The sequence below is a fragment of the Streptomyces achromogenes genome, assembly GCF_030816715.1.
In the GTDB taxonomy this organism is placed as follows: domain Bacteria; phylum Actinomycetota; class Actinomycetes; order Streptomycetales; family Streptomycetaceae; genus Streptomyces; species Streptomyces achromogenes_A.
Genome location: NZ_JAUSYH010000001.1, coordinates 7,693,851 through 7,712,588 on the forward strand (window position 1 = coordinate 7,693,851; position 18,738 = coordinate 7,712,588).

Below are 18,738 nucleotides of genomic sequence, written 5' to 3' on the forward strand. Positions count from 1 at the left end.
TCGATAGATGTGCGTAGCATCGGTCCCCGCATGAACACGATGACCCTGTGGCACATCACCGGCTGGGAGTTCGCCGCCCTCGCCCTCGCGGCCGTGCTCGTCGGCTTCTCCAAGACGGCCGTCAGCGGGGCCAACACGGTCAGCCTCGCCGTCTTCGCGGCGGTCCTGCCCGCCCGCGCCTCCACGGGCGTCCTGCTGCCGATCCTCATCGCCGGGGACGTCCTGGCCGTCCTCACCTACCGGCGGCACGCCCACTGGCCCACGCTGTGGCGGCTGTTCCCGGCGGTCGCGGCCGGCGTGGTCCTCGGCACGTTGTTCCTGGTGTGGGCCGACGACGGGACCGTCCGGACCTCGATCGGGGCGATCCTGCTGCTGATGGCGGGCGTCACGGTGTGGCGGCGGCGCACGGCCGACGCGGCGGACGACCCCGACGCCGTGGTCACCCGGGCCGGACGCCTCAAGGCCCGCTCCTACGGCGTGCTCGGCGGCTTCACCACGATGGTCGCCAACGCCGGCGGCCCGGTCATGTCGATGTACCTGCTCTCGGCCGGCTTCCGCAAGCTCGGCTTCCTCGGCACCTCGGCGTTCTTCTTCCTGATCGTCAACGTGTCGAAGGTGCCGTTCAGCGTGGGCCTCGGCCTCATCGACGGCCGCTCGCTGCTTCTGGACGCCGCGCTCGCCGCGTTCGTCATCCCCGGCGCGCTGTTCGGCAAGTGGGCGGTGCACCGCATCAACCAGCGGCTGTTCGAGCAGCTCGTGATCGCGGCGACCGTCGTGGGCGGACTGCAGCTGCTGCTGCGGTAGACGGTCCGGGCCCGGCCGGGCGGGGTCGGGTCCGGCGTCAGCGCAGCCGGGGCGCCCGGGCCTCCGCGTCCACCGCCGTGCCCGTCCGCTCCACCGACGCCGCCAGCTCGCGCGCCCACCGTGCCAGCCCGGTGAGATCCAGCCCGTATGGCCGGTCCTCTCCCGCGGCGGCCGCCCACTCCTCGGCGGCCCCGGCGCCGCGCCGCAGCAGCCGCACCCCGCCCGTGAGGTTCCCCCGGGCCGCGTGCGTGAGACCCACGGCGAGCTGGGCGAGCCCCCGCCACAGGGGGCGCTCCATGGCGGGGCCCGACTTCCAGGCGTCCTCGAAGACCTCGTGCGCGTGGAAGGGCTTCCCGGCGTCCAGCAGCGCCTGCGCCCCGGCCACGGTCTCCTCCGGGGTACGGACGACGCCCTCGGGCTGCCGCTCCACACCGGGCGTGCCGTACGGAAGGGGCCGGCCGAGCCCGTCCCGCGGCCGGGCGTTGCGCGCCCGACCCTCGCCGTCCCGGTCCCTGGCGCCGGCGGGCCGGCCGCCGCTCGTGCCTCCTGTGCTGATCCAACGGTCCATATCCCGATTGTCCCGCGCGCGGGCCCCCTTCGGCGCAGCGCTCCGCGTGGGGTAAAGTGCTGTTCGCGCGATCACACGGGGAACACCGTGCGAAGCGCACCGGGACGTGGCGCAGCTTGGTAGCGCACTTGACTGGGGGTCAAGGGGTCGCAGGTTCAAATCCTGTCGTCCCGACTTGCGAAGTAGCAGGTCGGAGGTCATTTCCAGTTGATCGGAAGTGGCCTCTTTGTTGTTCTCGGGGACCAGTTGGGGACCGAGTGCTATAGGCGGTTATGTAGCGCACCTTGACTCGGTCAAGGTGCGCTATGGGGGCGATCGTCAAACGCTCTGAACTCCGCAAACGTTTCCTTGTCGCCGCGTCCGGCCGACAGCGCACGGCGTCGCGCAACTGGCGCCCCCACCGGGTCGGCGGACTCCTCCAGGTCGAGCAGATCGCACTCCCTTCCGCGCCCGTGGGTTCGCCGAGCCGGTCCTCTTACTGGGCCGGTGTGGCGATTGGGCACGATATGTGCTTGATCTTGCTTTATGTGGCATCTAGGTTCGCCGGGAGGAAAACGCTGCGAGGTCCCAGTCCCGTGCCACCGTCCGGAAGGGAGGTGTGGAGCGCGTGCATGCGAGGTGCGACTTTCGGAATGTTTCAGGTCAGAAGGGATGTCCCGGAGGGTCGCGATGGCTGCGGGCGTTCGCCGTACTGCCGTTGCTGGCGTCGGTGCTCGCCGCTTGTGGCAGTGACGAGGGCTCCGGTAGGCCCACCCTCAACTGGTACAACTTCCCCGACGACTCCGGTGCGCTCCAGAAGGCGGCCGACCGGTGCAGCCAGGCGTCAGGCGGCCGCTACAGGATCAGCTACAACAAGCTCCCGCGTGCCGCGGACGGCCAGCGCCAGCAACTTGTCCGCAGACTCGCCGCCGAGGACGACTCGCTCGACATCCTGGGCCTGGACGTCACCTGGGCGGCGGAGTTCGCCGAGGCGCGCTGGATCCGGGAATGGACGGGGGCGGCGAAGCAGCAGGCTGTCGAGGGCACCCTGCGCGTACCCCTGCAGACCTCGACCTGGAAGGGCAAGCTGTACGCCGTCCCGTACAACACCAACACCCAACTGCTGTGGTATCGCAAGGACCTGGTGCCCACCCCGCCCAGGACCTGGGCCGAGATGCTCGACATGGCCGGCGCCCTCGCCCGGCAGGGCAAACCGCACTTCGTGGAAATCCAGGGTGCCCAGTACGAGGGCCTGACCGTCTGGTTCAACACGCTGATCAACAGTGCGGGCGGCTCCATCCTCAACGCGAGCGCGACCGAGCCCTCCCTCGGTCCTCCCGCTGTGCGGGCCGCAGGGATCATGCGTGAGCTGGCGAACTCCCCGGCCGCGGACCCCTCCCTGTCCAACCAGATGGAGGACCAGAACCGCCTAGCCATGGAGTCGGGGACGGCGGCGTTCGAACTCAACTACCCGTTCGTCTATCCGTCGATGAAGGCGAACAACCCGGAGCTGTTCAAGAACTTCCGCTGGGCGCCGTACCCCCGGGTCGACCCGAACCGCCCGGCACGGCCCACCATCGGCGGCATCGATCTCGCGGTGAGCGCCTACTCGCGCCACCCCGACCTGGCCTTCGACGCGGCGCTGTGCCTGCGCAACCGGGAGAACCAGCTCACCGCCGCGCTCGAGGGCGGTCTGCCGCCCACCCTGCGCGCCGTGTACGACGAGCCGGCGTTCATGAAGGAGTACCCCTTCTCCGCGGAGGTGCTGGCCGCCCTGGAGTCGGCGAGCGTGCGCCCCATCACTCCGGTCTACCAGAACGTGTCGATCGCGGTCTCCCACACGCTGTCCCCGCCGTCCGGGATCAAACCGGAGAGCTCCGTCAACACCATCAGGGAGCAGATCGACGATGCCCTGCGATCCGAGGGTGTGATCCCGTGAACCACCACCTCCCGCACCACTCCGTCAGCCGGTGCCGCGGCGCGCGGGCCTCGTCCTCGGACGGCACGAGATGAGCACGCGGGCGCAACCGGCCGGAACCCCGCCGTCCCCCGGGGCGGGGACGGAGCAGACGGAGCCGGACCGGGCGGCACTCTCGGCGGGTGCCAGGCAGGAGCGGCGGCTCGGATGGCTGCTCTGCGCGCCCGCCGTCGTCGTCATGATCGCCGTGACCGCCTACCCCATCGGGTACGCCATCTACCTGTCCCTCCAGCGGTACGACCTGCGCTTCCCGGGACAGGCGAAGTTCGTGGGCCTGAGCAACTACGGGGCGGTGCTGTCCTCCCCGTTCTGGTGGGACGCCTTCTGGGTCACGCTGTTCATCACCGTCGTGTCCGTGGTGATCGAGCTGGTCCTCGGCATGGGGCTCGCTCTGGTCATGCACCGCACGCTCTTCTGGCGCGGCGTCGTCCGCACGTCGGTCCTCATTCCGTACGGGATCGTCACCGTGGTCGCCGCCTTCTCCTGGCAGTACGCCTGGACCCCGAACCTCGGATACCTCGCCGAGCTGCTGCCCAGCGGAGAGGCTCCGCTGACCGAGCAGTGGCCCGCCCTCTGGCTGATCATCCTCGCCGAGGTGTGGAAGACGACGCCGTTCATGGCCCTGCTGCTCCTCGCGGGCCTCGCGCTGGTCCCCGAGGAGACCCTGAAGGCGGCCATGGTGGACGGTGCCACCGCCTGGCAGCGGTTCACCAAGGTCATGCTGCCGCTGATGAAACCGGCCATCCTGGTGGCCCTGCTCTTCCGCACACTGGACGCGTTCCGGATCTTCGACAACATCTACATCCTGACCGCGGGCGCCCACGGGACCGGCTCGCTGTCCATCCTCGGGTACGACAACCTGTTCACCGCGCTGAACCTGGGCATCGGGTCGGCGATCTCGGTCCTGATCTTCATCTGCGTCGGGATCATCGCCTTCGCCTTCGTCAAACTGTTCGGCGCCGCAGCACCGGGCGCGGAGGTGAAGCGCTGATGGCCGCGGCGGGAAAGACGCATGCCGCCCGATGGGGTGTCATGAACGTGGTGGTGGTGCTGTACGCCCTGTTCCCGGTGTGGTGGATCGCCGCGCTGTCTTTCAAGGACCCCACCACCCTCACGGACGGCGACTACATCCCCAGGGACTGGACCCTGGAGAACTACCGGGGCATCTTCGACACCTCCGAGTTCACCCGCGCACTGATCAACTCGATCGGTATCGCCCTGATCTCCACGGTGATCGCGGTGGCGCTGGGCACCATGGCCGCCTACGCGGTGGCCAGGCTGCGCTTCCCCGGCAAGCGGGTGCTCATCGGCATGTCACTGCTGATCGCCATGTTCCCTCCGATCTCCCTCGTGTCACCGCTGTTCAACATCGAGCGGATCATCGGGATCTTCGACACCTGGGTCGGGCTGATCATCCCGTACATGACCTTCTCCCTGCCGCTCGCGATCTACACCCTGTCGGCCTTCTTCCGGGAGATCCCCTGGGATCTGGAGAAGGCCGCAAAGGTCGACGGGGCGACGCCCGCGCAGGCATTCCGGATGGTCATCGTGCCGCTGGCCGCGCCGGGCGTGTTCACCACCGCCATTCTCGTGTTCATCTTCTGCTGGAACGACTTCCTGTTCGCGATCTCGCTGACTTCCACCGAGTCCGCGCGCACGGTGCCTGCCGCGATCGCGTTCTTCACCGGGAGCTCCCAGTTCCAGCAGCCCACGGGGTCGATCGCCGCCGCCGCTGTGGTCATCACCATCCCGATCATCGTTTTCGTCCTGTTCTTCCAGCGGCGGATCGTCGCCGGACTCACCTCCGGAGCAGTCAAGGGGTGAACGGGCCGACCGCCGCAGACAGGCCACCGGTCCGGGACGCCGACCGCGGTACCCGGAGCCGGAAGGCATCAAGGCAAGGAGGCACCATCCATGGCCGAGATCATCCTTGAGGGAGTCACCAAGCGTTTTCCCGACGGGGCCCTCGCCGTGAAGGACGTGGACCTCGAGATCGCCGACGGCGAGTTCGTGATCCTGGTCGGCCCGTCGGGATGCGGCAAGTCCACCACCCTGAACATGATCGCCGGACTGGAGGACATCACCGAGGGCACCCTGCGCATCGGAGACCGAGTCGTCAACGACCTGGCTCCCAAGGAACGCGACGTCGCCATGGTGTTCCAGAGCTATGCCCTGTACCCGCACATGAACGTCCGGGAGAACATGGGCTTCCCGCTGCGCCTGGCCAAGGTGGACAAGGACACCATCCACGCCAAGGTGACGGAAGCCGCCCGGATCCTTGACCTCACCGAGCACCTGGACCGCAAGCCCGCCAACCTCTCGGGTGGTCAGCGCCAGCGCGTGGCCATGGGGCGGGCGATCGTCCGTGATCCCAAGGCGTTCCTGATGGACGAGCCACTGTCCAACCTGGACGCCAAACTCCGGGTACAGATGCGCACTCAGATCTCCCGGCTGCAGCGGAGCCTCGGCACGACCACCGTGTACGTCACCCACGACCAGACCGAGGCGATGACGCTCGGCGACCGGGTCGTGGTCATGAGGCAGGGCCTGGTCCAACAGATCGGCACACCTGCCGAGTTGTACGACCTGCCGCGCAACATCTTCGTCGCGGGCTTCATCGGCTCCCCGGCGATGAACTTCCTGAACGCCACTCTGGAGGGCGGTGCCCTGCGCTCGTCCCTGGGCGACCTGACCCTCGACGACCGTACGAGGCAGGCGCTGGAAAGACAGAACGCGCCCCGCGAGGTCATCGTCGGGCTGCGACCGGAGGCATTCGAGGACGTGGCCCTGGCACACGACCGGGACCGGACGGGCCCGGTCTTCACCGCCACCGTGGAGGTACTGGAGTCGCTGGGCTCCGATGCGTATGTCTACTTCACCGCGGAGGGCGGGCCCGCGACGACCGCCGAACTGGAAGAGCTCGCCAAGGACTCGGGCCTGCGCGACACCGGCGCCGACACCCATAACATCGTGGCCCGCCTGGACGCCGCCACCCGTGCCCGCGAGGGCGAACCGGTGGAGCTACAGGTCGACATGGCCAAGGCTCACGTGTTCGACCCGGCGACCGGAGCGAACCTTACGCATCCAGTGAGGGCGGACTGATGATGCACCACACAGGGCGCGCTACGCAGCCGTGTACCCGGCGACTCACCAGGCGGCTGGTCTTTGTCGACTACGCAGGCGTCCCGGAAAGGGTGTTCCCCGCGGAGGCGGCGCGTGGTGTCAGGCGCCGCCGGCGGCCGGCGCCAGGTGCTCTTCTGGAGCGGCTTGGGGACCGGCTCGCCCGGCCCCGGTCCTCACCTGGCGCGGCGTCAGCTCGGCCGCTGGGCAGACTCCGGTACGGCCTCCGCGGGTTTTCCGTCAGCGCCCCGAGGACGACAGGGTCTGGCCCTGGGTGAGCAGGTAGGCCCGGTCCGGGTCGAGGGTGACGTCGACGTTGGTGCCCTCGGTCAACGCCTCGCGCGGGTCGACGCCCGGCTCGGTGACGGTGATGGTGCCGCCGGTCGTCTCCACCTCGTAGTCGGTGGTCGGCCCGTGGAAGGTGGAGCGCAGGACCGCGCCGATCCCCGCGCCGCCGTCGGTGACGGGGGACAGCCTGACGGTCTCCGGACGCACCATCAGATACGTGTCGGTCGCGCCGGCCGTCACCTTGGGGTGCGCGGCGACGGTGAGCCGGCGGCCGAGCACGCTCACCGTCGCCCGGCCGTCGGCGACGCTCTCGGGGGCCGCCTCGAGGAAGTTGGCGCGGCCGATGAAGTCGGCGACGAAGACACTGGCCGGCCTCGCGTAGATCTCACCCGGCGTCGCCGCCTGCTCCACCCTTCCCTTGTTCATCACCACGATCCGGTCGGACATGCTCATCGCCTCGTCCTGGTCGTGGGTGACGTAGAGGCTGGTGATGCCGAACATCTTCTGGATGCGCCGGATCTCCGCCCGCATCGCGTCCCGCAGCTTGGCGTCCAGGTTGGACAGCGGCTCGTCGAACAGCAGCACCTTCGGCTGCACCACCAGGGCGCGGGCCAGCGCCACCCGCTGCTGCTGGCCGCCGGACAGCTCGTGCGGGCTGCGGTCCTCCAGACCGACCAGGTTCATGCTGGTGACGGCCATCCGCATACTGGTGGCGATGTCGTCGCGGGAACGGCGCTGCAGCCGCATCCCGTAGGCGATGTTCTCCGCCACCGTCATGTGCGGGAACAGCGCGTAGCTCTGGAACACCATCGCCATGGGCCTGCGCTGCGGGGGCATCGCGTCGATGGCCCGGCCGTCGAGCAGGATGCTGCCGCTGGAGGACTCCTCGAAGCCGGCCACCATCCGCAAGGTGGTGGTCTTGCCGCAGCCGGACGGTCCGAGCAAGGTGATGAACTCCCCGGGCTCGACGTCGAGACCGACGCTGTCGACGGCGGTCACCGTGCCGGAGCGGCCGGTGAACCGCTTGGTCAGGGCGTCGAGCCGCAGATGGCCGCTGTCGGCCTCGCGCACGGGCGCGGGGTGGAGTTCGGGTGCGGCGGCGGTCATGACTTCTGCCTTTCGGAGGTGGCGGTGCGCTGCAGGGCGGCGCCGGCGCCGACGAGGACGCGGATGACCGCGAAGCCCGCCAGCACCAGCACGGTGAGCACGGTGCAGTAGGCGAAGGCGACGCCGTACCGGCCCGTGCCGGCGGCGCTGAGGACCTGGGAAGTGATGATCTTCGTCTGAGGGGTGACCAGCAGGACGATCGTGGAGACGGAGGTCATGCTGCGGGCGAAGCTGTAGCTCAGCCCGGTCAGCAGCGCCGGCCGGATGAGGGGGAGCGTCACCCGGCGGAAGGTCTGCAGGGGGCTCGCCCCCAGGTCGGTCGACGCCTGCTCGATGTAAGGGTGCAGCTGGGTGAGCGAGCCCACCGCGGTGCGCTGGCCGGCCGGAACGCTGCGGACGATGTACGCGAGCACGATGGCGACCGCGCCCCCGGCGACGGCGCTCCCGCCGACCAGGCTCGGCAGCGCGTGCACCGGGCCGATCCACCGGTCCGGCCGGTACGCCAGCACGAACCCGATGCCCAGCACGGTGCCGGGGACGGCGACGCCCAGCGTGCCGCCGAGGTCGAGCAGCCAGGCCGTGCGGTCCAGGTGCCGCACGACGAGCCAGGCGATGACCAGACCGACGATGCCCGCCACGGGCGTGGCGATGGCGGCGAACTTGAGCGTGTCCAGCACCGCCTCCACGCCGACCCCGGCGACGACCTCCTTGAGGTAGTCGAGGGTGAACGTGTTGTCGACGCCGAACACCCGGGTCATGGATCCCACGATCACGGTGCCGTAGAGGCTCAGGATCACCGCGGCGGCCAGCAGCGCCAGGCCGTAGAACGGCCACCTGGCCCAGCCGCCGATCAGATGGACGCTGCCGGAGGGCCGGCCGGTGATGGTGGTGCGCACCTTCCGGTTCATCCACCGCCGCTGTCCGAAGTACATCGCCAGCGACGGCACCAGCAGGATCACGCAGTACACCGACGCGCCGGTGATGTCGTACTCACCGGTGACCGCCAGGTAGGCGCGGCCGGCCAGGACGGTGTAGTCGCCGCCCAGCACCAGGGGGTTGGCCAGATCGGCGATCGCCTCCACGAACAGCAGCAGGAACGGTGCGACCAGCCCCGGCGCCACCAGCGGCAGGATCACCGTGCGCAGGATCCGCCACCGGGAGGCGCCCATGTTCATGGCCGCCTCCTCCAGCGCCGGGTCCAGCCCCCGCAGCATGCCGAGCAGCCCCAGGTACGCCACGGGGAAGAGCGACAGCGACAGCACGAACACCAGCCCGTCGAGGCCGTAGATGTCGTACTCCATGCCGAACACGCCGTTGCTGCTGACGACGCCGCGCCGCCCGTACAGCACGACCGTGGCCGTGGCGATCGCGAACGGCGGGCTGACGATCGGCAGCAGGGCGACGACGTGCAGGATCCTTTTGCCCGGCACGTCGAGCCGGGCCTGGACGAACGCGAACAGGAAGCCGAGCGCCGTGCCGCAGACCCCGACGAGCGTGCCGAGCACCAGGGTGTTGCGCAGCACGACCAGGTCGACCCACGAGGTGAAGAACTCCGCGTAGCGCGGCAGCGCGTCGGGCGCGAAGGCGGTGGCGAGCACCGCGACCAGGGGAACCGCCGCGCCGATCACCACCAGCAGGGCGACGGCGGTGATCAGGATGCCCACGCCCGGGTCGGGCCGGCGGCGCCTGCGCGGCACCGCCGCCCCGTTCGGGGCGGCCGGGGACGGCGCGCGGCCGGAGAGCGTCGTGGTCATGACTTCGGCGCCTGCGCGACTTCTTCGTCGAACCGCTTGGTCAGCGTCGGCTTCGCCGCTCCGGCCCGGGCCGCGTCGTAGTCCACCAGCTTGACGGCGGCCAGGTCCACGACCTTGCCGGAGACCTTGGCAGCGGGGTTGGTGGGGACCTGGTAGGCCTTGACGCCGGCGCCTATCTCCTGCGCCTGCGGCGTGAGGGCCCAGTCGACGAACTTCCGCGCGCTCACCGGGTCCTTCCCGCCCTTGACCAGCGCGACACCACCGGTCTCGTAGCCCGTTCCCTCGGCGGGGAAGGTCACCTGCAGACCCGGGAAGCCGGCCTCCTTGGTGGCCGTGCAGTCGTGGGAGAAGATGACGCCGACGGCGACCTCGCCACGCGCTGTCATCTGCGCCGGCGCCGAGCCGGACTTGGTGTACTGCAGCACGTTGGGGTGCAGCTTGCGCATGTAGGCCAACGCCTTGTCCTCGTCCCCGCCGGCCAGCTGCACCTGCGTCCACAGGGCCGTGTAGGCCGTGCCCGACGTGGAGGGGTGCGCGATGCCGATGTCGTCCTTCAGCTTCGGGTCGAGCAGGTCGGCCCAGGACCGCGGGGCGCTGAGACCCTTCTCCTTCAGCAGTGCGCCGTTGCTGCAGAATCCGAGCACGCCGACGTAGACGCCGGTCCACAGACCGGAGGCGTCCTTGTACTTGGCGGGGATGACGGCCGCGTTCGGCGACACGTACGGCTCCAGCAGCTTCTGGTCGCCGGCGGCCGCGTATCCGTCCGCCGGGCCGCCGTACCAGACGTCGAACTCCGCGTTGCCCTTGCCGGCCTGGATCCGGGCCAGCGCCTCGCCGCTGGAGAGCCGGACGAAGTCGGCCTTCACCCCGGACGTCTTCGCGAACTGCTTCGTGGTGGCGGCGCACCACTCCTCGGTGGCGCCGCAGGCGACGTGCACGACGCCACCGTCCTGTGCGGCGCCGACGTCGCCCGCCTCGCGGGCACAGCCGCTCGCGGCGGCGACCACGGCCGCCAGAACCGCCGCCGTCACTGCCGCGCCGTGGCGCGATCGTCTTCCCCTGGTCACGACTGTCACGACGTCGACCTCCGCGTGTGTGGGCCCGGCCGGCTCGGCCGAGCGATGTTGCGGCCACGTTAGGAGCGGGTGAACGGGCCTGCGGTGACGGTGTGGTGAGCCTCGGTGACAGCGCCGTCACCAGAGCGTGCGGGCGCCGTCAGCGGGCCGCCGCCGGCTCCTGCGGCTCCTCGCCGGGATCGTCCTCGCCCCCCTCGCCGCCCGCGCCGTCCGCCACGGGCAGGTCCGGCATCAGGTAGCCGACGCCGCGCAGCGTGCGCAGGTACGCCGAGCCGCCCGGCGCGCCGGCCAGCCGCGAACGCAGCCGGTACACCGTGGACTTGACCACGTCCCGTCCGCCCAGCAGGTCCGTGGCGCCCCACACCTCCCTCAGCAGGTCCTGCCAGGACTGCGGCACACCCCGTCGGGAGGCCAGGTGGCACAGCAGCTTGAACTCCGTGAACGGCAGGTCCAGCCGGCGCCCCGCCAGCGTCGCCGACTGCGCCGCCGGGTCGATCACCAGACGGCCCACACGGACCGCGCCGCCGCCGCCCCGCCGGTGCCGGCGCACCAGGGCCTGGGCGCGCAACGCCACCTCGCGCGGGTGGAACGGCTTGGTCACGTAGTCGTCGGCGCCGTGCTCCAGGCCCGCGATCACGTCGTCGTGACCCGACAGCGCGGTGAGCAGCATGACCGGCACGTCCGACCGGGCCCGGATCCGCCCGCACAGGGTGAGCCCGTCCATCGCCGGCATCATCACGTCCAGCACGACCAGGTCGACGGCGTGGTGGCGCAGCAGGTTCAGCGCGGTCGCGCCGTCGTGCGCGGTGAGCACCGTGAACCCCTGCGTCTGCAGGGCGAACTCGATGATGATCGTCATCTGCGGCTCGTCGTCGACCACCAGCACGGTCGGCCCGGCCGCGGTCTGTGCCGAAGTCGTCATGACGCGTCGGGCAGGGTCAGCAGGAACGTCGTCCCGCGGGACGACGCGGTGTGCACCATGATCTCGCCTCCGTGCAGCTCCACCACCGTCTTCGTGATGACGAGACCGAGGCCGGTCCCGTCGGCCAGCGGCCGTCCGGTGGCGAAGCGGTGGAACAGCCGGTGCCGCTCGGCCCGTGTCATGCCGGCTCCGTCGTCGGTGACGTACACGGCGACGCCGGTGTCGATGAGCGCGACGCGGACGTCGATGCTCCCGCCGGTGGTGGTGAACCGGCTCGCGTTCGACAGCAGGTTCGTCAGGGCCTGTCGCAGCAGCATCGGGTCCGCCGGGATCCGCGGCATCACCTGCGGGACGTCCAGACCGACCCGCTGGTCGCGCTGGGCGCACAGCGGACGCATCGCCGTGACGACGTCCCGCGCCACCACCGACACGTCCACCTTCTCCATGCGCGGCGTGAACAGTCCCGCCTCGATCTTCGCCTGGATCAGCAGGCTCTCGCACAGGCCGATGACCTGCGTCGACTGATGGTCGGCGACCAGCAGCAGCCGCTCCTGCGCCGCGGTCAGCGGACCCGGGGACCTTTCCCGCAGCAGATCCACCGCCCCCTTGATCATGCTGAGCGGGGTGCGCAGCTCGTGGCTGAGCGCGGTGACCTGCTCGGCCCGGCGCTCCACCAGGTGCTCCAGCCGGGACAGCTCCGCCACCCGGGCCGAGGCGCCTTTGCGCATGCGCCAGAACGTCAGCAGGCCGGCGGGGCCCGCACCGCCGAGCGCCGCCACCGGCAACCACCAGGCGGTGACCATGGCCCGTCCTCCTCAAGGGACCGCCGTCGTGCACGGGGCGAGGCGGACTCGTGCATTGTGCACGGCGTCCCCCCTTACGACAATCGGTTCCCAGCCCGACATTTCCCCCGGGGGCCTCGCCCGCGACCCTCGCCCGGATCTCACCGGGCCGACCGTCCGGGCCCGACCTCTTGCGCGCAAGCGCACTTCGCGAGACCGGCGCACGAAGCGAGATCCGCGACGGGCACTGACCGGGGAGTAACCAGGGAGGCTAGGCTGGGGATCATGCCGTCCTCCCGCCGCACCGCCAGACAGGCCGACCTGCTGGAACGACTCGTCGCACTGGTGACGGCGGAGGGGTTCGCCCATCTCACGCTCGACGATCTCGCCGAGCGGCTGCGCTGCTCCAAGACGACGCTGTACCAGCTCGCCCGCAGCAAGCAGGGGCTGGTCGTCGAGGCGGTCAAGCACTACTTCCGCGGGGCGACCGAGGCCGTCGAGAAGCGGGTCGCGCTGACCGCCGAGCCCTCGGACCGCGTGCGGGCCTACCTGACCGCCGTGGCCGAGCAGTTGCGCCCGCTCTCCCGCGGCTTCCTCGACGACGTGGCCGACTTCCCGCCCGCCCGCGAGGTGTACGAGGCCAACACACGGATGGCGGCCGAGCGGGTGCGCCGGCTGATCGCGGAAGGCGTGTCGGACGGCGCCTTCCGCGAGGTGCACACCGCGTTCGTCGGCGAGGTGGCAGCCGCCACCATGCGGCAGATCCAGACGGGCGAGCTGCAGGCGCGCACCGGACTGACCGATGCCGAGGCCTACGAACAACTCGCCTCACTGATCGTGCACGCCGTCTCCTCCTGACCCGCGCGTCCGGCCTCCGTCCGGCTCGCGGTCCGGCCTTCCGTCCGGGCCGCCCCTCCGCGATCCCGTCGCCGACACCGCTCGAGCGTCTCTCCGGCCTGGCTGTGCCCGGCTTCGATGGCGTACTGTGAATGATACGTTCGTACGCACGCCAGTATCATTCGCAGTACTCCGCACTTTCCGCACTCCTCCGTGGAGGTCACCATGCCTGCCACCCGCGCCCTGCCGACCGAGGAAGCCGTCGAGCTCATCCAGCTCACCCGCACCCTCGCCGGCAAGGAACTCGCCCCCCGGGTCGCCGACGCGGAGGCGGACGGGGCGTTCCCCCGGGACGTCTTCCGCACCCTCGGCCGCAGCGGCCTGCTCGGGCTTCCCTTCGCCGAGGAGGACGGCGGGGCGGACCAGCCGTACGGCGTCTACCTCCAGGTCCTCGAGGAGGTCGCCGCCGTCTGGTCGAGCGTCGCCGTGGGGATCTCCGTGCACGCCCTGTCCTGTTTCCCGCTGGCCCGTTTCGGCAGCGCGGAGCAGCGGCGCCGATGGCTGCCGGACATGCTGGCCGGTGAGCTGCTCGGCGCGTACTGCCTGTCCGAGCCGCACGCCGGGTCCGACCCGGCGGCCATGCTCACCCGCGCCGTCCGCGACGGCGACACCTACGTGCTGAACGGCACCAAGGCCTGGACCACGCACGGCGGCTACGCCGACTTCTACACGGTCATGGCCCGCACCTCCGACGACCGGACGCACGGCATCTCCTGCTTCCTCGTCCCGGCCGACGCCCCCGGGCTCAGCGCCGACCCGCCGGAGCGCAAGATGGGCCTGACCGGCTCGGCGACCGCCACCATGCGGTTCGAGGACGTCCGGGTGCCCGTCGAACGCCGGATCGGGGAGGAGGGGCAGGGGCTGAAGATCGCGCTCGCCTCCCTGGACTGCGGCCGCCTGGGCATCGCCGCCGTCGCCACCGGTCTCGCCCAGGGCGCCCTCGACCACGCGGTGCGCTACGCCCGCGAGCGGGAGACCTTCGGCAAGCCGATCATCGAGCACCAGGGCCTGGCGTTCGTGCTCGCCGACATGGGCGCGGCCATCGAGTCGGCGCGGGCCACCGCGCTGGCCGCCGCCCGGCTGAAGGACCTCGGCCTGCCCTTCACACGGGAGGCGTCCATCGCCAAACTCGTGGCCACGGACAACGCCATGAAGGTGACCACGGACGCCGTGCAGGTCCTCGGCGGGTACGGATACACCCGTGACTTCCCGGTGGAGCGCTTCATGCGCGAGGCCAAGGTCATGCAGATCTTCGAAGGAACCAACCAGATCCAGCGCATGATCATCTCCCGTGCGCTGGACCGCGACGAGGGCGGTGTGCTCACCGTCCTCGGCAAGGAGTGATGATGCAGCTCGAGAACACCGCCGCCCTCGTCACCGGCGGTGCGTCCGGCCTCGGCGCGGCCACCGCGCAGGCCCTCGCCGGGCGCGGCGCGCGGGTCTTCGCCCTCGACCTCAAGGACGGCGTCGACCAGGCGCCCGAGGTCGACGGCGTCACCTACGTGCCCGCCGACGTCACCGACCCCGAGCAGGTCCGGGCCGCCGTCGCGACCGCCGCCGGGTCCGGCGTGCCGCTGCGGACGGTCGTCAACTGCGCCGGTATCGGCCCGTCGGCGCGGATCCTCGGCAAGAAGGGCGTCCACGACCTCGGCCTGTACGCCAAGGTGATCCAGATCAACCTGATCGGCACGTTCAACGTGCTCGCGCTCGCCTCGGAGGCCATCGCCGAGACGGAGGCCGACGGGGACGGCCAGCGCGGCGTCATCGTCAACACCGCGTCGATCGCCGCCTACGACGGCCAGATCGGCCAGGCCGCGTACGCGTCCTCCAAGGGCGGGGTCGTCGGGCTGACCCTGCCGGCCGCCCGCGACCTGGCCCAGTACGGCATCCGGGTGTGCACCATCGCCCCGGGCGTCGTGGAGACGCCGATGCTGGCGACCGTGTCGGAGGAGTTCCGTGCCTCGCTCGCGGCCGGTGTGCCCTTCCCGCGCCGGCTGGCCCGCCCCGAGGAGTACGCCCGGCTGGCGCTGACGATCGTCGACCACGACTACCTCAACGGCGAGACCATCAGGATGGACGGCGCGCTGCGCATGGCGCCCCGCTGAGCCGACCGGGGCGGCCGCGCCCTCGGCGTGCCGGGGCGCGTGGCCTCACGGTCTGACCAGCAGCTGGAAGTCGAACGCGTACCGGGACGCGCGGTAGACGTGCGTCCCGTACTCGACCGCCCGGCCGGTGTCGTCGTACGCGGTACGCCGCATGGTCAGCAGGGCCGCCCCCTCCGCTTCGGCGAGGAGGGCGGCCTCCTCGGCGGTGGCGGAGCGGGCGCCCACCGTCTGGCGGGCGCTGTGCAGGGTGACGCCCGCGGTGCGCAGCAGCCGGTACAGGCCCGTCGACTCCAGGCGCCCGGTGTCGAAGTCCGGCAGCGCCGGGGACAGGTAGTTGGACAGGAACGCCACGGGCTGCCCGTGCGTACCGCGCAGCCGCTCCAGCAGGGTGACCTCGCTGCCTTCCGCGACGGCCAGCGCGGCGGCGACATCCGCGGTCGCCGGCACCCGCTCGTTGCGCACGACGCGTGTCGTCGGCCGCTGGCCGGCCGCCTCCAGGTCGTCGTACAGGCTGCTGAGCTCCAGCGGCCGCTTCACCTGGCTGTGCACCACCTGCGTGCCGACGCCGCGCCGGCGCACCAGGAGCCCCTTGTCGACGAGCGACTGGATCGCCTGGCGGACCGTCGGGCGGGACAGTCCGAGCCGGGCCGACAGGTCGATCTCGTTGCCCAGCAGATTGCCCGGGGCGAGCGCCCCCCGCTCGATCGCCTTCTCCAGCTGCTGGGCGAGCTGGTGGTAGAGGGGCACCGGGCTGGTGCGGTCCAGGGCGAAGTGCAGCGCGTCGAGCGCGCAGCCCGGCGCGGCACGGGTCCGGGCGCTCGTCCTCGCCATCGGGGCACCCCTTCGGGTCGTCGGTGCGGTGCGGTGCGGTGCGGTGCGGTGTGGTGCGGCCGTGGAACCTGTGCGCCTTTCGTCAAGATCAGGTCCGGTTGCCCGGCTGATCGCGCCGTATGGGAGGCTCCTCACGGCGATCAGGACCTTGCCCCCAGGTGTAGGTCCCGGGAGCTCGTACTGTCAAGACTTTGTTCTTACATTCGGACCTGCTCGTGAAATGATGTCATAACAAAGTATTGACAGTCGGCTCGCCAAGGAATTGAATCCGGTCCCAGCAGTGCACAGGCCGGGTCCGGGACACCTGAACAGTCGCGGACCCGGCCCCCCGGCCCCAATCTGAGAAGAAAAGGGCCCCGGGTCCTCCCGATCGCCTCCACCCGATTCCCGTCGTATTCTCCGTCGCACAGTGAGGTGCAGGAAAGATGGACAGCTCTTCTCCGTCCCGCTCACGCAGCATCGCTCCGGTCGTGGCCATGGCCGCGGCAGTGGCTCTGACCCTCGCAGGCTGCTCCAGCAGCTCCGGCGGGAAGAAGTCCGAGGAGAGCGCGGACGGCGCTTCCGCGGGCAAGGCGAGCACCCCGCAGATGACGGTGGCGCTGGTGACCCACCAGTCCCCCGGCGACACCTTCTGGGACATCGTCCGCAAGGGCGCCGAGGCCGCCGCCGCCAAGGACAACGTCAAGCTGATCTACTCCGCCGACCCGAACGCCGGCAACCAGGCCAACCTGATCCAGAACGCGATCGACCAGAAGGTCGACGGCATCGCCGTCACCCTGGCCAAGCCGGACGCGCTCAAGGACGTCATAGCCAAGGCGAAGTCCTCGAAGATACCCGTGGTCGGCCTCAACTCCGGTGTCAGCGAGTGGAAGAACCTCGGCCTGATGGAGTTCTTCGGCCAGGACGAGACCGTGGCCGGCGAGGCCCTCGGCAACCGGCTCAACACCGAGGGCGCCAAGAAGGCCGTCTGCGTCATCCAGGAGCAGGGCAACATCGGCCTCACCCAGCGCTGCGACGGCGTGAAGAAGACCTTCAAGGGCACCACCGAGGTCCTCAACGTCAACGGCACCGACATGCCGTCGGTCAAGTCGACGATCACCGCCAAGCTGAGCCAGGACAAGGCCATCGACTACGTGGTCACCCTCGGCGCCCCGTTCGCGCTGACCTCGGTGCAGTCGGTGGCCGACGCGGGCAGCAAGGCCAAGATCGCCACCTTCGACCTCAACAAGGACCTGACCGGGGCCATCAGCAAGGGCACGATCCAGTTCGCCGTCGACCAGCAGCCCTACCTCCAGGGCTACCTGGCGATCGACTCGCTGTGGCTCTACAAGAACAACGGCAACTACATGGGCGGCGGCGAGCAGCCCGTGCTGACCGGCCCGGCCTTCGTCGACAAGTCCAACGTCGAGGCGGTCGCCGCGTACGCCGCGAAGGGCACCCGGTGATGAGCGGGACCCAGCATGCGGAGCCGGCGGTGGGGACACCGCCGGCCTCCGGCCCGCAGCAGGCCGACGGCCGGACCGCCCGGCGTCCGCTGGCGCTGAGGCTGTTGGCGCGTCCCGAGGTGGGGGTGTTCCTCGGCGCGGTCGCGGTGTATGTGTTCTTCCTGATCACGGCCCCGCCGGTGCGCGAGGGCAGCGCGATGGCGAACGTCCTCTACCAGTCGTCGACCATCGGGATCATGGCGTTGCCGGTGGCGCTGCTGATGATCGGCGGCGAGTTCGACCTGTCGTCGGGCGTCGCGGTGATCACTTCGGCGCTCACCGCGAGCATGCTCAGCTACCAGCTCACCATGAACGTGTGGGTGGGCGTGGTGGTGGCGCTGATGGTGTCGCTGGGGATCGGGTTCCTCAACGGGTGGATGGTGGTGAAGACCGGCCTGCCGAGCTTCCTGATCACCCTGGGAACCTTCCTGATCCTGCAGGGTGTGAACCTGGCGGTGACCAAGCTGGTCACCACCAACGTGGCGACCGACGACATCAGCGACATGGACGGCTTCGGGCAGGCCAGGAAGGTCTTCGCGTCGTCGTTCCACATCGGCGACGTCCAGGTGAAGATCACCATTGTGTACTGGCTGGTGTTCGCGGCGCTGGCGACCTGGGTGCTGCTGCGCACCCGGTACGGCAACTGGGTCTTCGCGGTGGGCGGCAACAAGGAGTCGGCGCGGGCGGTCGGCGTGCCGGTGACGTTCACGAAGATCTCGCTGTTCATGCTGGTCGGCTTCGGCGCCTGGTTCGTGGGGATGCACCAGCTGTTCACGTTCAACACCGTGCAGTCGGGTGAGGGCGTGGGCCAGGAGCTGATCTACATCTCCGCGGCGGTGATCGGCGGCTGTCTGCTGACCGGCGGCGCGGGCTCGGCGATCGGTCCGGTGTTCGGTGCGTTCATGTTCGGCATGGTGCAGCAGGGCATCGTCTACGCCGGCTGGAACCCGGACTGGTTCAAGGCCTTCCTCGGCGTGATGCTCCTCGGCGCCGTCCTGATCAATCTGTGGGTCAGCCGCACGGCGACCCGGAGGTGACCCACC

17 protein-coding genes and 1 tRNA gene are annotated in these 18,738 nt (G+C 70.3%); 11 read left to right on the forward strand and 7 right to left on the reverse strand.

The genetic code is table 11. The annotated features are described in order from the left end of the window. Positions 1-30 precede the first annotated feature (30 nt). Positions 31-804 carry a sulfite exporter TauE/SafE family protein gene (locus QF032_RS34285; RefSeq protein WP_307059097.1) on the forward strand — a complete coding sequence of 258 codons (774 nt, stop codon included), beginning with the start codon at positions 31-33 and terminating at the stop codon, positions 802-804. Between the two features lie 37 nt (positions 805-841). Here the strand turns inward: QF032_RS34285 and QF032_RS34290 are convergent, their stop codons facing one another. Beyond that, positions 842-1,372: a DUF309 domain-containing protein gene (locus QF032_RS34290; protein WP_307059099.1), complete on the reverse strand. Its 531-nt coding sequence runs from the start codon at positions 1,370-1,372 to the stop codon at positions 842-844. A gap of 100 nt (positions 1,373-1,472) precedes the next feature. Here QF032_RS34290 and QF032_RS34295 point away from each other — a divergent pair. The 5 genes from QF032_RS34295 to QF032_RS34315 all read left to right on the forward strand — a co-directional run bounded on the left by QF032_RS34295 (position 1,473) and on the right by QF032_RS34315 (position 6,431). Then, positions 1,473-1,546: transfer RNA gene (locus tag QF032_RS34295), tRNA-Pro, on the forward strand. A gap of 523 nt (positions 1,547-2,069) precedes the next feature. Continuing rightward, positions 2,070-3,290, forward strand: a complete 1,221-nt coding sequence (locus tag QF032_RS34300; protein WP_307047861.1) for an ABC transporter substrate-binding protein — start codon at positions 2,070-2,072, stop codon at positions 3,288-3,290. Positions 3,291-3,360: 70 nt separating this feature from the next. Continuing rightward, positions 3,361-4,320, forward strand: a complete 960-nt coding sequence (locus QF032_RS34305; protein WP_307047863.1) for a carbohydrate ABC transporter permease — start codon at positions 3,361-3,363, stop codon at positions 4,318-4,320. Beyond that, positions 4,320-5,153: a carbohydrate ABC transporter permease gene (locus QF032_RS34310; RefSeq protein WP_306947141.1), complete on the forward strand. Its 834-nt coding sequence runs from the start codon at positions 4,320-4,322 to the stop codon at positions 5,151-5,153. Before QF032_RS34305 ends, QF032_RS34310 begins: the two co-directional genes overlap by 1 nt. Positions 5,154-5,243: 90 nt before the next feature. Then, positions 5,244-6,431 (forward strand): ABC transporter ATP-binding protein, encoded by a 1,188-nt coding sequence (locus tag QF032_RS34315; protein WP_307059101.1) that lies wholly within the window; start codon positions 5,244-5,246, stop codon positions 6,429-6,431. Positions 6,432-6,689: 258 nt separating this feature from the next. Here the strand turns inward: QF032_RS34315 and QF032_RS34320 are convergent, their stop codons facing one another. The 5 genes from QF032_RS34320 to QF032_RS34340 all read right to left on the reverse strand — a co-directional run bounded on the left by QF032_RS34320 (position 6,690) and on the right by QF032_RS34340 (position 12,399). Further along, positions 6,690-7,844: an ABC transporter ATP-binding protein gene (locus QF032_RS34320; RefSeq protein WP_307047867.1), complete on the reverse strand. Its 1,155-nt coding sequence runs from the start codon at positions 7,842-7,844 to the stop codon at positions 6,690-6,692. Continuing rightward, positions 7,841-9,598 carry an ABC transporter permease gene (locus QF032_RS34325; RefSeq protein ID WP_307059103.1) on the reverse strand — a complete coding sequence of 586 codons (1,758 nt, stop codon included), beginning with the start codon at positions 9,596-9,598 and terminating at the stop codon, positions 7,841-7,843. The genes QF032_RS34320 and QF032_RS34325 overlap by 4 nt, the downstream gene beginning before the upstream one ends. Continuing rightward, entirely contained in the window at positions 9,595-10,674 is a 1,080-nt protein-coding gene (locus tag QF032_RS34330) for an ABC transporter substrate-binding protein (RefSeq protein ID WP_307059105.1), read from the reverse strand. Before QF032_RS34330 ends, QF032_RS34325 begins: the two co-directional genes overlap by 4 nt. Before the next feature lie 139 nt (positions 10,675-10,813). Next, entirely contained in the window at positions 10,814-11,596 is a 783-nt protein-coding gene (locus tag QF032_RS34335; protein ID WP_307047873.1) for a response regulator transcription factor, read from the reverse strand. Next, on the reverse strand, positions 11,593-12,399 hold the full coding sequence (locus QF032_RS34340; RefSeq protein WP_307059108.1) for a sensor histidine kinase: 807 nt from the start codon (positions 12,397-12,399) through the stop codon (positions 11,593-11,595). Before QF032_RS34340 ends, QF032_RS34335 begins: the two co-directional genes overlap by 4 nt. Before the next feature lie 264 nt (positions 12,400-12,663). Here QF032_RS34340 and QF032_RS34345 point away from each other — a divergent pair, with 264 nt between their 5' ends. From QF032_RS34345 to QF032_RS34355, 3 genes are all read left to right on the forward strand, one after another. Continuing rightward, positions 12,664-13,236 carry a TetR/AcrR family transcriptional regulator gene (locus tag QF032_RS34345; protein WP_306947128.1) on the forward strand — a complete coding sequence of 191 codons (573 nt, stop codon included), beginning with the start codon at positions 12,664-12,666 and terminating at the stop codon, positions 13,234-13,236. 204 nt (positions 13,237-13,440) lie between these two features. Then, positions 13,441-14,619, forward strand: a complete 1,179-nt coding sequence (locus QF032_RS34350) for an acyl-CoA dehydrogenase family protein (RefSeq protein ID WP_307047877.1) — start codon at positions 13,441-13,443, stop codon at positions 14,617-14,619. Positions 14,620-14,621: 2 nt separating this feature from the next. Further along, complete coding sequence (locus tag QF032_RS34355) at positions 14,622-15,380, forward strand: SDR family NAD(P)-dependent oxidoreductase (RefSeq protein WP_266725750.1); 759 nt, start codon at positions 14,622-14,624, stop codon at positions 15,378-15,380. 45 nt (positions 15,381-15,425) lie between these two features. Here the strand turns inward: QF032_RS34355 and QF032_RS34360 are convergent, their stop codons facing one another. After that, positions 15,426-16,211, reverse strand: a complete 786-nt coding sequence (locus QF032_RS34360) for a GntR family transcriptional regulator (protein ID WP_307059111.1) — start codon at positions 16,209-16,211, stop codon at positions 15,426-15,428. Positions 16,212-16,636: 425 nt separating this feature from the next. Here QF032_RS34360 and QF032_RS34365 point away from each other — a divergent pair, with 425 nt between their 5' ends. Further along, on the forward strand, positions 16,637-17,656 hold the full coding sequence (locus QF032_RS34365; RefSeq protein WP_307047881.1) for a sugar ABC transporter substrate-binding protein: 1,020 nt from the start codon (positions 16,637-16,639) through the stop codon (positions 17,654-17,656). Then, positions 17,656-18,732, forward strand: coding sequence for an ABC transporter permease (locus QF032_RS34370; protein ID WP_306947122.1), 1,077 nt, complete (start codon positions 17,656-17,658; stop codon positions 18,730-18,732). Before QF032_RS34365 ends, QF032_RS34370 begins: the two co-directional genes overlap by 1 nt. Positions 18,733-18,738 lie beyond the last annotated feature (6 nt).

What these genes read in the sequence shown, in the direction of transcription:
- QF032_RS34285 (WP_307059097.1), top strand. Translation starts at nt 31, where the DNA reads ATGAACACGATGACCCTGTGGCACATCACCGGCTGGGAGTTCGCCGCC.
- QF032_RS34290 (WP_307059099.1), bottom strand. Translation starts at nt 1,372, where the DNA reads ATGGACCGTTGGATCAGCACAGGAGGCACGAGCGGCGGCCGGCCCGCC.
- QF032_RS34305 (WP_307047863.1), top strand. Translation starts at nt 3,361, where the DNA reads ATGAGCACGCGGGCGCAACCGGCCGGAACCCCGCCGTCCCCCGGGGCG.
- QF032_RS34310 (WP_306947141.1), top strand. Translation starts at nt 4,320, where the DNA reads ATGGCCGCGGCGGGAAAGACGCATGCCGCCCGATGGGGTGTCATGAAC.
- QF032_RS34315 (WP_307059101.1), top strand. Translation starts at nt 5,244, where the DNA reads ATGGCCGAGATCATCCTTGAGGGAGTCACCAAGCGTTTTCCCGACGGG.
- QF032_RS34320 (WP_307047867.1), bottom strand. Translation starts at nt 7,844, where the DNA reads ATGACCGCCGCCGCACCCGAACTCCACCCCGCGCCCGTGCGCGAGGCC.
- QF032_RS34325 (WP_307059103.1), bottom strand. Translation starts at nt 9,598, where the DNA reads ATGACCACGACGCTCTCCGGCCGCGCGCCGTCCCCGGCCGCCCCGAAC.
- QF032_RS34335 (WP_307047873.1), bottom strand. Translation starts at nt 11,596, where the DNA reads ATGACGACTTCGGCACAGACCGCGGCCGGGCCGACCGTGCTGGTGGTC.
- QF032_RS34340 (WP_307059108.1), bottom strand. Translation starts at nt 12,399, where the DNA reads ATGGTCACCGCCTGGTGGTTGCCGGTGGCGGCGCTCGGCGGTGCGGGC.
- QF032_RS34345 (WP_306947128.1), top strand. Translation starts at nt 12,664, where the DNA reads ATGCCGTCCTCCCGCCGCACCGCCAGACAGGCCGACCTGCTGGAACGA.
- QF032_RS34350 (WP_307047877.1), top strand. Translation starts at nt 13,441, where the DNA reads ATGCCTGCCACCCGCGCCCTGCCGACCGAGGAAGCCGTCGAGCTCATC.
- QF032_RS34355 (WP_266725750.1), top strand. Translation starts at nt 14,622, where the DNA reads ATGCAGCTCGAGAACACCGCCGCCCTCGTCACCGGCGGTGCGTCCGGC.
- QF032_RS34360 (WP_307059111.1), bottom strand. Translation starts at nt 16,211, where the DNA reads ATGGCGAGGACGAGCGCCCGGACCCGTGCCGCGCCGGGCTGCGCGCTC.
- QF032_RS34365 (WP_307047881.1), top strand. Translation starts at nt 16,637, where the DNA reads ATGGACAGCTCTTCTCCGTCCCGCTCACGCAGCATCGCTCCGGTCGTG.
- QF032_RS34370 (WP_306947122.1), top strand. Translation starts at nt 17,656, where the DNA reads ATGAGCGGGACCCAGCATGCGGAGCCGGCGGTGGGGACACCGCCGGCC.